The sequence below is a fragment of the Paenibacillus sinensis genome (assembly GCF_019904155.1).
Taxonomy (GTDB): Bacteria; Bacillota; Bacilli; order Paenibacillales; family Paenibacillaceae; genus Paenibacillus_AQ; species Paenibacillus_AQ sinensis.
In genome coordinates, this window is sequence record NZ_JAHCMB010000241.1 from 145828 (window position 1) to 159380 (window position 13553).

Consider the following 13553-nt stretch of genomic DNA (forward strand, 5'->3'; position numbering starts at 1 on the left):
TATAGAATGTTAGAATAACTAACCTATATCGGTAGAGATAAGCGCTTTTTTTAGTGATACAGATTATTTTACTATATAAATCTGTCAAAGTAAGTAGTTTTTTAAGGCAAATATCGTAATTGTGTTATATTATATAACATATATCTGGAGGGATCACCGATGGAGCACACTTCTCCGCAGACCGTATTTTCACCCGATATGTTCATGCGAAATTTTGCAGAAGCCGAGGCCGGATTGACCCAAAAAGGCGCTGTCGAAGAGTCCAACCGCTGCCTTTACTGCTATGATGCTCCTTGCATCAAGGCTTGCCCGACGGGCATTAATATCCCTTCTTTCATTAAAAGAATCGCCACGGACAACCTGAAAGGCGCGGCCATGACGATCATGGAATCGAACCCGGTCGGCGCAAGCTGCGCCCGTGTCTGCCCAACCGAAGAGCTCTGCGAAGGCGCCTGCGTCTTGAACGAGGCATCGAAGCCGATCGAGATCGGCCTGCTGCAGCGCTATGCGACCGATTGGGCGATGAAGAGCGGCACTGCGCTGTTCAAGGCCGGAGCACCTGTTGGCCGCAAGGTCGCCGTCATCGGCGGCGGTCCCGCAGGGCTGTCAGCGGCCCGCGAGCTTGCCCGCGAAGGCTTCGCCGTTGTGATCTACGAAGCAAGAGAGCTGGCCGGCGGTCTGGATACGCACGGGATCGTGTCCTTCCGGCTTCCGCAGTCCGTGTCTCTCTGGGAAGTTGAGCAAGTGGAACGACTCGGCGTTGAGATCCGCACCGGCGTCAAGGTGGGAACCGATGTTACCGTCGATGAGCTGAAAGCGGAGTATGACGCTATCGTGCTGGCCGCCGGCATGGGATATGTGCCGCAGCTCGGCATACCGGGCGAGGAACTGGCCGGTGTCTACGACGCCATCAAGCTGGTGGAATCGACGAAGACGGGCGTGTCCGACATCCGGCTGCTGGGACAGCGCGTTGCCGTTATCGGCGCGGGCAACACGGCGATTGACGCCGCGACCTGCTCGGTGCGGCTCGGCGCAGACAACGTGAAGATGGTCTACCGCCGCACCCGGGAAGAGATGACGGCTTACGACTTCGAGTACGAATTCGCGAAGCAGGAAGGCGTGGAATTCAGTTGGCTGACGCTGCCGAAGCGCATTATCGGCGACGATCTGGGTCGCGTGACCGGCCTTGAATGCGTCAGCATGGAGCTGTCCGGCGAGGCGGGAGGCGACGGCAGACTCAAGCCGGTGCCGATCGAAGGCTCGGAATTCATCATGCCGGTCGATGCTGTCGTACTGGCTATCGGGCAGAAGCGGCATAATAGCCTGATCGAGCATCTGGGTCTCGAACATGACTGGGGCGTCGTCAAGGTAGACTGGGAGACTCACCGCACCTCCGATCCGATGATCTTCGCCGCAGGCGATATCGTATTTGGCTCCGGCAAGGGCGAAGCGATGGTTGTATCCGCTGCACAGCAGGGCAAAATCGCCGCTCACGCCATTGTGGAGCAGTTCATGCCGCAGGAAGGCGGCGTTGTAGGCTCGGCCGTCTAATCTATACCGATCAGGGAGGGAATTACTTATGGCAGATTTGAGTATCGATCTCGCAGGGATCAAGTCGCCCAATCCATTCTGGCTGGCGTCCGCGCCGCCTACCAATACCGGATATCAAGTACAGCGCGCCTTTGAGGCAGGTTGGGGCGGAGCCGTCTGGAAGACGCTCGGTGACCCGATCATCAACACCTCATCCCGCTTCGCAGCTGTTAATTTCAACGGCCAGCGCGTGGCGGGCTTCAACAATATCGAGCTGATTACAGATCGTCCGCTGGATGTGAACCTGAAGGAAATCTACGAGACGAAGAAGCGGTTCCCGAATCATGCGGTGATCGCCTCCCTGATGGTCGAGCCCAAGCAGGAGAAGTGGCATGAAATCGTCAAGCGGGTCGAAGACGTTGGGGTTGACGGTCTGGAGCTGAACTTCGGCTGTCCGCACGGGATGGCGGAGCGCGGCATGGGCGCGGCTTCCGGCCAGCAGCCCGATCTGGTGGAAGCCCAAACCTATTGGGTGAAGGAGGTCGCGAAGACGCCGGTTATCGTGAAGCTGACACCGAACATCACCGACATCACGGTGGTCGCCCGTCACGCGGTTAAGGGCGGCGCCGATGCGGTCAGCATGATCAACACGATCAACAGTTTGGCTGGCGTAGACATTCACACCTGGAACACCATTCCCCATGTCGGCGGCATGGGAGCCCACGGCGGCTACTGCGGACCGGCCGTCAAGCCGATCGCGCTGAACATGGTCGCGGAATGCGCGCGCAACCCGCAGGTCGGCGTGCCGATCTCTGGCATCGGCGGCATCTCCACCTGGCAGGATGTGGTCGAGTTCATGCTGATGGGCTCGACCGGCATTCAGGTCTGTACCGCCGTCATGCATCACGGCTTCCGGATCGTAGAAGAGATGATCGACGGATTGAACAACTATCTCGACGAGAAGGGCCTGGCCTCCGTCACCGAGCTGATCGGCAAATCGGTGGCGAAGTATTCCAACTGGGGCGATCTCGATCTTAACTATAAAGTTGTCGCCCGCATCAATGAAGACAACTGCATCAATTGCAACAAATGCCATATCGCCTGCGAGGATGCCTCGCATCAATGCATCGACATGCTGACAAGCGCGGACGGCAAGGCGGTTCTGAAGATTCGCGAGGAAGACTGTGTAGGCTGCAACCTGTGCTCGATCGTCTGTCCGGCGGACGGCGCGATCGATATGGTGCAGATCGACAGCGGCCTTCCGCCGATGAGCTGGAATGAGCGTCAGCGCGTCGTCGGCAATCTGAGCGGTTCCTATTCCGAAGCGGAGGTGGTTTGAGGTATGAAGAAGATCATCAAGAATGGAACAGTAGTAACGGCGGCGGATACATTCACTGGCGATATCGCCATCGAGAACGGAATTGTTACGGAAATCGGCTTGAAACTGGAGGCGGACGATGCTGAAGTGATCGACGCTTCCGGCTGTTATGTGTTCCCCGGCGGAATCGACCCGCATACGCATCTCGATATGCCGTTCGGCGGCACCGTTACGGCGGACGATTTCGAGACCGGCACAATCGCGGCGGCTTACGGCGGCACGACGACGGTCATCGACTTCTGCCTCACCAGCAAGGGCCTGCCGCTTCAGCAGGCGGTGGATACGTGGCATGCGAAGTCCGTGGATAAAGCGGTGATCGACTACAGCTTCCACCTGATGGTGTCGGAGCTGAACGACAAGGTGCTCGGAGAGCTGCCGGAGATCATCGAGAACGAGGGCATCACGTCGCTGAAAGTGTTCATGGCGTACAAGAACACCTTCCAGGCTGACGACGGCACGCTCTACAAAACGCTGCAAGCCGCCAAGAAGGAAGGCGCGCTCGTCATGGTTCATGCCGAGAACGGCGACGTGATCGAGTACCTCGTGGATAAGGCGCTGGCTGAAGGCAACACCGATCCGATCTACCATGCGCTGACCCGGCCTCCGGAGCTGGAGGGCGAAGCGACGGGACGCGCAGCTTACTTGACGGAGCTGACCGACTCCCAGCTCTATGTCGTGCATGTCACCTGCGCCGAAGCGGCCTGGAAGATCGAGGAGGCCCGCAAAAAAGGGCTTCGCGTCTACGGCGAGACCTGTCCGCAGTATTTGGTGCTCGATCAGACGGCTCTGGAGAAGCCGGATTTCGAGGGAGCCAAATATGTGTGGTCGCCTCCGCTGCGGGAGCAGTGGAACCAGGATGTACTGTGGAAATTGCTCTGGAACGGCAGTCTTCAGACGATCGGCTCCGACCAATGCTCCTTCAACTTCAAGGGGCAGAAGGACCTGGGCCTTGGCGATTTCTCCAAAATCCCGAACGGCGGTCCGACGATCGAGGACCGGTTTACGATTTTGTATTCCGAGGGCGTGGAGAAAGGCCGCATTTCCCTGAACAAGTTCGTGGATGTCATCTCGACGTCCAGCGCCAAGCTGTTCGGCCTGTTCCCGCAGAAGGGCACGATCGCCGTCGGCAGCGACGCCGATATCGTTATCTTCGACCCGAACGTGAAGCGGACGCTTTCCGCAGAAACCCACCATATGAATGTGGACTACAACGCCTTTGAAGGCTTCGAGGTAAAAGGCGAGCCGGTCTCCGTGCTGAGCCGGGGCGAGTTCGTCATCAAGGATAAGCAGTTCGTCGGCAAGGCGGGAGCGGGCAAATACCTCCAGCGCAAGCGGTTTGGAGCGGCGGGCGCTCTTCCGGCGAAGCCGGAAGCCGAAGGAGTGGTCTGATGTCTGCTTACAACGATTTTATCAAGGAGAAGCTGGAGATCGACGGACTGTTGTCCCGGGGCTATGCCGTGGACGGCATGCTGGAGACGCTGGATGGCGCCAAGGTGAGGTTTCGTCAGGCGCAGCCAGCGTCTGAAACCGCCGAGCTGTTCCTGCAGACGGCCGACGCGCGAAAATATGTGACGACGCTGGTGTTCGCAGAGCTTCAGGAGAAGGCGGCCAAGGGCGCTTGAGTCTCCGCGATGTCTAATCGCCGGGCCGAATCCAATATCCAATAGGATAGCAAAGACGATAATGGCGCGTATCCCTCAATCGGGATGCGCGCTTTTTGGCGTTGCTGCGAACCGCTGCCCACCGGAGGCGAGGGTGAAATTCGTGATTGACAGTATCTTGCAACTGCTCTATATTAATAAACAACAATTAAACACATTGAAATAATAAGAATTAATGATTGACCAGTTAACTGGAAATCAAGCTGCGAAACCGCCGGAAGACGGGGAAAGCTTGATTTTTTTTATTTTCCCGAAAGAGGAGGCCGGTTCGATGATTACTGTCACCAACCTGAACAAAAGCTACCGGACCCGGGGCGGCGTTGTTCCCGCGCTTCAGGATATCAACCTGCATATCGAAAAAGGAGAGATTTTCGGCATTATCGGATTCAGCGGCGCCGGCAAGTCCACGCTGATCCGCTGTCTCAACCGGTTGGAGGAGCCCGATTCCGGGACCATTACGGTTAACGGGAAGGCTATCACCGGACTCAAGGAACGCGAGCTGCGGCTGGCCCGACGCAAGATCGGCATGATTTTTCAGCAGTTTAATTTGTTTGATTCCAAGACGGTCTTTGCGAACGTCGCCTTCCCGCTGAAGACGGCAGGCTATCCGAAGGCCGAGATCGAACGCCGTGTCGGAGAAATTCTCGATCTGGTCGAGCTGGGGGACAAAGCTGGCAGATATCCGTCGGAACTGAGCGGCGGGCAGAAGCAGAGAGTAGGTATTGCAAGAGCGCTGGCGGGAGAGCCGGATGTTCTGCTGTCGGATGAGGCAACATCGGCGCTTGATCCGCAGACGACCTTTTCCATTCTGGAGCTATTAGGCGACATTAACCGAAGACTTGGCCTTACCATTGTGCTGATTACCCATGAAATGGATGTGCTGCGGCATATTTGCGGCAGAGCGGCCGTCATTGAAGGGGGAAGGATCGTGGAGAACGTCCCTGTCGATCAGCTGTTCAGCCAGCCGCAGAGCGATACGGCCCGGCGCTTCGCCGGTATCTTCAATTTCTACAAGAACGGCTACCGCGAGGAGCCGGGGCGGCAGGAGAGAGAGGCGGTGCTGCGATGAGAGACGATGTACCCGGCCTGTTGTGGGAGGGGCTCCGGCAGACGCTGTATATGACCGCATGGTCGTCGCTATTCGCGCTGCTGCTGGGCACTCTGCTGGGCATTACGCTGGTGGTAACGGAAAAAGGAGGAATTCTTGCCGCGCCCGCAGTCAACCGCGTCATCGCTACCGTGATCAACGGTGTCCGTTCGGTTCCGTTCATCATTCTGATTGTGCTGCTGCTGCCGTTGTCGCGGCTGATTGTAGGCACTACGCTCGGCCCGACCGGAGCGTTTATATTAGGAAAACAAACTGCCTGTAAAATTGCGGTTCTTCTAAACCGCATTTGAATGGGTATTGAGCTTGATGTATTCCGTTACTCTGCGGTACTCATTGGCAAATTTCAAGCTAACGCTGATACTGCCGTTTTCATATACCTTAATGTGGTCTACAAGCTCAATCAAAACCTCTCTTGTCAGCTTGTCGATATTTTCATACTTCCGAAAGGTTGCTAAAAATGGGTTTTCTGTATCAATCCCATTTTCAAGTTCGGCCTTTTCTTCGTTTAGGTTCTTTATAACCTCGTTGATGGATTCCATTTGCCGCTCGTAATCTTCCTGCATATGGCGGTAATCCTTATGGCTTATCTCTCCGTCTTTCCAATCTTGGTAAATGCTTTGTTTGTAGCGCATAATCTTGGAAAGCTCTTTTTCCTTTGCCGCTATCAGGTCGTTCAGCCGTATAGACTGGCTTTTCTGCAATGGAGCGGTGTTAATCCTTGAAACAATCTCGGAAAACTCTGCCGCAAGGAAAACCATTTTTTCAATGACATGAAATACACCTTGTTCCAGATGATTGTGTCTGATAGTATGCTTGGTGCAAGCTGTTTTTGACTGGTCTTTATAGGTGCGGCAATAGTAATATACATTTCCCCCGACCTTGCTTCGTGTCATAGCCTTGCCGCAATCGGCGCATTTCAGAAAACCGCTGAACAGATATAGACCCTTTTGCTGTGGTGCGGTGCGGGTGTCCTTTCTTGAAAGCTCCTGCACCTTGTTGAAATCCTCACGGCTGATAATCGCTTCGTGCGTATTCTCAACAATGAACCATTCATCTTCCGGGACTGTTTCCTGCACATGGATTTTATAGCTCTTAATGCGGTAACGGCCCTGTACCATATCCCCAACATAAATGCGGTTTTTCAGAATGTTGTTGATACTCACGGCGCACCATAGAGGATTGCCGCCCTCGGCGTTGGGGTTTTTGTATTTCATGCCCTTGCTTTTCTTGTAAGCCGCCGGGCATAAAATGCCGCTGTCATTCAGCTTTCGTACAATCGCATTTTTGCTCATACCCTCTAAAAACCAAGCAAAAATACTTTTTACATGCTCTGCGGCTTCTTCGTCTATGATAAGAGCGTTTTTGTCCTCCGGGTCTTTTTGGTAGCCATAAGCCGCAAAGGAACCGATATGCAAACCTTTTTCCCGCTTCTTATCAAAGGTTCTCCGAACGCTTTCAGATGTACCCCTTGCGTGTTCCTCGTTCAAAACGCCTTGAACGGGTACGGCGATATTTTGGGCGTTCTGCGGGTCTTTGTAAGTATCAATGGGCTGTTGGTATAAAGAGATAAACCGCACATTGTTTCGTGGAAACCAGTCCCCAAGATAATAACTTTGGTCGCCGTTGTTGCGGAAACTCCGGGCAAGGTTCTTGACGATAACACAGTTGATTTCCCCTTTTTGTATATCGGAAAGCAACCTTTGGAAGTTTTCACGTTCTTCGTCCGTAGTGCCGCTTACGCCATCATCAACATATTCGTCAACATAAACGTATTCGTCACCATCTTCCTGCTGTTCAAGAAAATCGGTCAGGATAAGCCTTTGATTGGTGATGCTTTCCGATTCGTCTTTCCCTCGTTTGTCCTCCCGAGATAAGCGGATATAGAACGCTACTAACCATACCTTGTTTTTGGGTAGTGCTTTGACAATGTTTTGCCTGTTGGCCGCTCGTGCCATGTGTCCTCCTTCCTCACATTACACCTATATTATACCATTTTGGCGTAATGCGAACAATGTTGTCGAGGGCACAAAGCCGCATTATAAGCCGCTTTTCTTGCGTATAAGAAAGTTGGTAAGTACCTCTTGAATCGGCGGCGCATTGTCGTCAAATTCAAGTTTAATTCCCATTTCCCCATATCGAAAGCAAAAGGGGTTTTTCAGTTCTTTCAAAACATAGTCCATCCGTTTTTCTTTGGGGAGAGAATTATCCAGCTTCAATGTGCTTATGTCAGCCAGCGTTCCCACATCTACCGTGTTCATATTTACGCTCATAAAATCATCTATCATTTCCAGCGTAAGCATATCATGCACCTCCTTATTCTGCATGATTCAATATATGCGTTTCCTTGTTTGTCCTATGAGGAAACACAAAACGCCACCACTTTTACGGTCAAAGTGATGGCGTTTAATCTTTCCGCATACTTCGGGCCAACTTGACCCGAAGTTAAAATCTCCATTCATCAATCAGGAGTGTGCCGCACCGTTATGGATTGGCCTGTCATAAGACAGAAAGGAACGGTACGGCACTCCCTTTATATAAAAACGTTGGCCCGGACGGGCGGCGGCAACCGCCCTCATAGGAATCTCACCTCACCCCATGCTGATGGCGTGGCGGTCAATGCTGTGAAGCGTTCAAACCGCAAGTATCAATATACCAATCAAAAGATTATCGCCGGGCGGCTTGCCATATCCACCCTACCACAGTCAATATAAATCGCTCACGCTCCGTTAGGTCTTTCCCCCTTTCACATGGGCGGTCTTGGCGTACTCTGCGGCTTGGCTCCCTCCTGATTGAACGTATCCGGGCCAACGGTATTCAGTTGTCAAAGAGCAGAAAGGGAAGAAGTATGTCCCTCTACTTATTAGGACTGGGAAATGTGTTTTGCCGACCCAAACATATATAAATTTGCATAGAAAAACGCCCGGCAGTTTAATACTGCAAGGCGTTTCCTTTTGCTTCGGCTTATTCAATTTCCGGGGACAGATTACGGAATAAATCACAATCGTAAAAATCTATAATGCACATATCCAATCCGTCACACAGCTTCTTTACCGTAACGGCGCTTACATCCCTGCGTTTCGGCTCTAACATACTGTATACGGTGGAGGGCGTTACTCCTGCCAACCGGGCCAGCTCGGTAAATGATATGTTGCGTTCTTTGCATAACTGCCGAAAGCGTTCTGCAATAGCGTCTTTGATTTTTATGCCCTCACCACCTTTCCAAAGGTATGTGACAAGCATATCAATCTATACGCTTCAACGTATACGCGTTTGCGTATTTATAGTTTTTTTGTTACACTGATTCTGCAAAGAGAACGGCCCTGCAAAAGCAAGGCCGCCCCCAGTAAGTATTTGCTATTCAGCAAGGAGCTTGCAAAGCTGATTTAGGGCACGTTTAATCGAGCGGCCTATGGCGGCTTGATCTACGCCCTCAATTTCCGCAATCTGGCGATGGGTCAGATTGTTAATAAAATTCAGCGTCAACCGTCTACGCTGAATTTCTGAAAGCTGATTGATAGCGGTATGAAGCCGCTGATAGCTTTCCATTCTAATCACGAGATCGGCAATATCTTCTTGTGGGTTCCTAATAGCCGTGCCGGTCAAACCGTCTATAAAATCCACATAATCAAGGTGTCGCCTGTCTTGCCGCCTTTGGGATTGAATTTGCCGGGAGGACTGTTCCAGCAGTTCCTTAACCGGAGTTGAAACCTCAACACAAATTTCACTCCCATTGGCGGTTTTATATTTTATCGTTACTAATGGCTTGTCCATTATTTTTCCTCCATTCATCATTTGGCGAATTGCTCCGCAGGGTTTACGGGCTGATGAATGGAGAAAGGCGGGGAACGACAGCCGGGGCCGCTATGCTTTGGCGGTCCTGCCCGGACTTCGGGCCAAGTTGGCCCGAAGTACAAAAAAACACCAATCCGAGAAATTACTCGAATGGTGTCGAAGAAAAAATGGCCGCAGTAGCCGTATGTGTTTTGTACACTTTTCTTTTTTAATTTTTGAAGAAAGGGAGCGTCAGCTAGGCCAAACCGTTACAGCAATGTAACGGTTCCTCCCCAAAATACAACAGCAGCTTTGGATACATGAGAACCTCCTATCCTAAAGCCGCTATTGATGAAATTTTTGACTTTTATTTGCTAAAATCAGACGGCTTCTTTGAATTTTTTCAAAGAAGCCGTCTAGTTAATCTCTCAATTTGGTCACAAATAATCATCTGCCAAATGGCGGCTTTTTTTATATGCCGTTTGGCAGCTATTAAACTATAATTCTTATTCAATATCCCAAAGATTCGCCAACAAGGATAACCTTTATTCTCCCCGCTGTTTTACACATTCTTGTTTGGACAATGTAAGAACAGATACAATCATCTGTTTTACAATCTCCGCAAGCACCATTGATTAGACAGGGCGTTTTTTGCGGCGAATGTAAAAACGGGCTGGACGAGCACGAACAGCGGTATGCATTAATGGGGGCTGCATATGTTCTGGCTCTTATAACTGCGTCTTCAGCGGTCTTGCAAACCTTATTCATCCCTACGATAGCAATAACACTTTTCGGTCCAAAGGTAATTGCCGCCGTTCGATTGCCCACACTGTCGATATTGACCAATATACCATCTTCGCTAATGGCGTTAAAACTCGTTAAATAGGTGTCGCACAAAAGAGATTGGCGCATGAGGTCATAACGTTCCTCCATTGTTTGCGCCTTGTCGCGATCAATAACTACATATTTGCATTGCCGTACTCGATCAAGCAGTCCGATTTCCTCAAGCGTGACTGACCCACCCCATGATACCGAAGAATGTTCCGGAATAAATGATAGTGCCTTTTCTACAGCTTCTATGGCGTTATCACAGTAATAAGCCTCAAACTTTCTGCTTTGCAGATTTTTAATAACCTTTGATGCTAAAAGTCGATTTCTCGCTTTTATTGAATTTTCTTTCCCTTGCATTGTTCTTCCTCCATTCTGACGTTAGAAAAGGTGACTAAACTTCTTGTGTATTTATGATTAATATAGTATAGTAAAAAGAAAAAGTATGTTGCACGTGCAACGAGGAGCCTCTCATGAACAACTTAGATTCCCTATGTCAATCACGTTTATTTTCGGGGATTTCCCCAAATGATATTCCCCAAATGCTTAAATATCTGTCAGCCACACGGAAAGAATATGCAAAAGATGAGATGGTTGTCCGTGAGGGCGATTTAGTTGATGATGTGGGCATTATATTGCAGGGTAGCGCTCAAAGTACGAAATTGAGCGTCACAGGAAAACAAATTATTGTATCCCTCCATTATCCGGGTGGTTATACCGCTGTTTTAACAGCGGCTAGCCGTGGAAGAAGATGCCCTATGTCAGTACAGGCAATAGAACCGCTTGAGGTTCTGTTTATTCCTATCAAAAACATATTGAGCCGTTATACAAAGTTTTGTGTGGCACACGAACAATTACTTGGCAATCTTTTTGATAGTATTGCAGAACGAGCGTTAGAACTGCATGACAGAAATGATTGTCTGATTATGCCCACTATTCGGGATAAGGTCTTAACTTACTTAACAAGAGTTATGCGCGAAGCTGGAACAGAAATTTTTACTATCCCTTTTGATAGAGAAGCGATGGCCGAGTATCTGGATGTAGACCGTAGTGCCTTATCCAGAGAGCTTGCATGGATGAAGCGGGACGGCTTGATTGACTTTTATAGAAACGAATTTAAGCTATTGCAAAAAGCAGTAAAAAAAGATTTTCACTAACCGGCAAGCAGGGCAAGTGTATTGACACTTGCACATTTTTGAGATTTTCCCTGCCGGGAAAACTCAAAAATTGCTTGTTGGGGAGTGCCTTCCCCAAACCCTGCGACTTCGGGCCAAGTTGTCCCGAAGTCGGTGCGTTGCACCTCATGTTGCGTCATGTCGCTATCTCTCCATTTCCTTATTTTTCTGCGCATCCGTCAGGCCGAGCAGGTGGTCTATATTACTTTTCACTGTTACAATTTCCTGCATGGCCTTTTTGGCTTCCCGGTACTCCCGGTAAGCCTTTTTCTTATCAGAAGCCAACTGCTGAAACTCCGCTTTGAGTGTATCCATCTTGGGGAGCTTCGCACCGTTCAGGAGCCTATCCATTGTAGCCCTTGCCGCCCGGTAGGCGGCAATATCTGCTTCATGCTCCGCAAGGTATTTTCTGCTGTACTTCGCCGCTTTGTACCCCTCGAACACAGGCCGTGTCTTAGCGTAATCCACCACCGCCACCTTTAATTCCGTATTGGTACGCATGGCGGTTTCCATTGATTTTATGCTGTCTGAAAGCGTGTGAAAACGGTCTGCCACTTGTGTGGCTTTTTGTTCCAAATCGGCATAATCCATCAGGCCGTTTTCCTGCAAATACGGTAACGCCGCCGCCATCTGCTTTAGGTTATATATCTTGGCCCACTGTTCGTAAGCGGGGCCTTTCCCGGCTCTCATACGGGATTGAATATCCACAATCAGATTTACCTTGCGCCGTTCCATAGGAGCGGCCCGGCCCTTAATCGCCGCCTGTATATCCTCTAAGCCGTAACCCTTGCCAAGCGTAGCGGCACGAAGCTGTGTAAAGCGTTCCTGCCCCTCGGTGCGGAAGCTGATCCCGCCGCCCCGCCTGTGTTTAACCTCAAAGCCAGCGGCAAACATTGCCTGCAAAAATCTGTCCATATCGGGCGGTTTTTCCGCAAGGCAAATATCAATCTGCGCTTTTAGGCGCTCTTGAAAGGTAGGCGTTTTGTTGCCGCCGAGCCATTGCCCGTAATGCCTGTATTTCCCCTTACTTTTCAGCTTGGGACTGGCGATATAGGAAAGGCTGTTTTCAAGGCAGATACGGTCAGACAGCCGCCGCACCGCACGGGCCGTACCGAGAAAATCCCGAAACTTCCTTGTGCAATCAAGGGTAGTGGAATTGTAATAGATATGCACATGAGGGTGAGGGCGGTCAACATGGGAAACCACGAAAAAAGCGTGTCGGCCTTTCGTCCAGCGCATGGCGAAATCATATCCGATTTTAAGGGCCGTTTCGGAATCCACTTCGCCGGGAACAAAGGACTGGCGTACCTGATAGCACAAAATGTCCTCGTCCTTTTTCTGCTCCCGGCCTGTAACGGCCTTGTACTTGGCTTTGCTTAAAAGGAACTCCCCATCTGCGGTTTTCGGGTCGCACTCATAGGCAAGAACCAAATCGCCGCCCTGTGTTTTCTCCGGGTTCTGTCCATAATCAAAACGGTCTTTCATTGACTGTGCTATCGTTTCGCCCTTGCTGATATGATGGGGTTTGAAATAGGTTGTCGCCATGTGCGGCCCTCCTTTCATGTAAAAAATAACTTCGGGCCAAGTTGGCCCGAAGTCGCCCGGCACTTATGCCGCTCTGTGTTCAGCTTACGATAAAATAGCGAAGCGAACAGTTAATGCTTCTCAGTCTGTCTGCCAGCCATTCCCCAATGGCGGGAATACCAAAGGGCGAGAGCAGGAAGGACAGGAACAGGAACACGCAACAACCGAGCTTTTCCCCGGTCAGCAACAGGGCGATACTAAGCAGTACACCTATCCCCGAAGCAATCTCCATAAAGACTGCGGCATAGCAGAACAGAAATACAAATACAGGCGTTCCAATCGTCAGAATGACGATAAACGGAATGGCGATAACCTTAAAAATGAGCTTGATAAACTTCATTATAATTCCCCTTTCTTCTTTGAAATACAGGCGTAATATTAGCTTCTACCTATATTTTACCATGTGGGAAAGAGGGCAACAATGTTGTCGAGGTCGCACCGATCTTGTCCCGAAGTTACAGGGATTGGAGGAGGCACTCCCCAAAACCCTATATAAGATTTTAGAGAAAGGCGTAGAA

The 13553-nt window shown here is 50.8% G+C and carries 15 protein-coding genes; 7 read left to right on the forward strand and 8 right to left on the reverse strand.

Annotated elements, in window-relative coordinates; translation table 11 throughout:
- The first annotated feature begins 159 nt into the window (after window positions 1-159).
- From KIH86_RS29290 to KIH86_RS29315, 6 genes are all read left to right on the forward strand, one after another.
- Window positions 160-1551, forward strand: a complete 1392-nt coding sequence (locus tag KIH86_RS29290) for an NAD(P)-dependent oxidoreductase (protein WP_223081387.1) — start codon at window positions 160-162, stop codon at window positions 1549-1551.
- A gap of 28 nt (window positions 1552-1579) precedes the next feature.
- A complete protein-coding gene (preA, locus tag KIH86_RS29295; RefSeq protein WP_223081386.1) occupies window positions 1580-2869 on the forward strand; it encodes an NAD-dependent dihydropyrimidine dehydrogenase subunit PreA in 1290 nt (429 codons plus the stop codon).
- Window positions 2870-2872: 3 nt separating this feature from the next.
- Window positions 2873-4297, forward strand: a complete 1425-nt coding sequence (gene hydA / locus KIH86_RS29300) for a dihydropyrimidinase (RefSeq protein ID WP_223081385.1) — start codon at window positions 2873-2875, stop codon at window positions 4295-4297.
- Window positions 4297-4530, forward strand: a complete 234-nt coding sequence (locus tag KIH86_RS29305) for a hypothetical protein (RefSeq protein WP_223081384.1) — start codon at window positions 4297-4299, stop codon at window positions 4528-4530. Before hydA ends, KIH86_RS29305 begins: the two co-directional genes overlap by 1 nt.
- A 310-nt stretch (window positions 4531-4840) precedes the next feature.
- Window positions 4841-5638 (forward strand): methionine ABC transporter ATP-binding protein, encoded by a 798-nt coding sequence (locus tag KIH86_RS29310; protein WP_223081383.1) that lies wholly within the window; start codon window positions 4841-4843, stop codon window positions 5636-5638.
- On the forward strand, window positions 5635-5967 hold the full coding sequence (locus tag KIH86_RS29315; protein WP_235775686.1) for a hypothetical protein: 333 nt from the start codon (window positions 5635-5637) through the stop codon (window positions 5965-5967). Before KIH86_RS29310 ends, KIH86_RS29315 begins: the two co-directional genes overlap by 4 nt.
- Here KIH86_RS29315 and KIH86_RS29320 read toward each other — a convergent pair.
- From KIH86_RS29320 to KIH86_RS29340, 5 genes are all read right to left on the reverse strand, one after another.
- A complete protein-coding gene (locus tag KIH86_RS29320) occupies window positions 5953-7632 on the reverse strand; it encodes a recombinase family protein (RefSeq protein WP_223081382.1) in 1680 nt (559 codons plus the stop codon). The two genes, KIH86_RS29315 and KIH86_RS29320, sit on opposite strands and share 15 nt — an antisense overlap.
- 81 nt (window positions 7633-7713) lie before the next feature.
- Entirely contained in the window at window positions 7714-7977 is a 264-nt protein-coding gene (locus tag KIH86_RS29325) for a DUF6870 family protein (protein ID WP_223081381.1), read from the reverse strand.
- A gap of 661 nt (window positions 7978-8638) precedes the next feature.
- Complete coding sequence (locus KIH86_RS30255) at window positions 8639-8917, reverse strand: helix-turn-helix domain-containing protein (protein WP_223081380.1); 279 nt, start codon at window positions 8915-8917, stop codon at window positions 8639-8641.
- Window positions 8918-9031: 114 nt separating this feature from the next.
- Entirely contained in the window at window positions 9032-9448 is a 417-nt protein-coding gene (locus KIH86_RS29335) for an RNA polymerase sigma factor (protein ID WP_223081379.1), read from the reverse strand.
- Window positions 9449-9958: 510 nt separating this feature from the next.
- A complete protein-coding gene (locus tag KIH86_RS29340) occupies window positions 9959-10636 on the reverse strand; it encodes a lactate utilization protein (protein ID WP_223081378.1) in 678 nt (225 codons plus the stop codon).
- A 113-nt stretch (window positions 10637-10749) separates the two neighbouring features.
- On the opposite strand from KIH86_RS29340, the gene KIH86_RS29345 reads away from it, so the two are divergent.
- Entirely contained in the window at window positions 10750-11433 is a 684-nt protein-coding gene (locus KIH86_RS29345) for a Crp/Fnr family transcriptional regulator (RefSeq protein WP_223081377.1), read from the forward strand.
- Here KIH86_RS29345 and KIH86_RS29350 read toward each other — a convergent pair.
- The 3 genes from KIH86_RS29350 to KIH86_RS29360 form a co-directional block, all read right to left on the reverse strand.
- Entirely contained in the window at window positions 11430-11591 is a 162-nt protein-coding gene (locus tag KIH86_RS29350; protein ID WP_223081376.1) for a hypothetical protein, read from the reverse strand. The two genes, KIH86_RS29345 and KIH86_RS29350, sit on opposite strands and share 4 nt — an antisense overlap.
- Window positions 11592-11595: 4 nt before the next feature.
- Window positions 11596-12996 (reverse strand): relaxase/mobilization nuclease domain-containing protein, encoded by a 1401-nt coding sequence (locus tag KIH86_RS29355; RefSeq protein ID WP_223081375.1) that lies wholly within the window; start codon window positions 12994-12996, stop codon window positions 11596-11598.
- A 79-nt stretch (window positions 12997-13075) separates the two neighbouring features.
- The gene (locus tag KIH86_RS29360; protein ID WP_223081374.1) at window positions 13076-13375 is read right to left on the reverse strand and encodes a CD1845 family protein; all 300 of its coding nucleotides are present in this window, start codon (window positions 13373-13375) and stop codon (window positions 13076-13078) included.
- Between the last annotated feature and the right edge of the window lie 178 nt (window positions 13376-13553).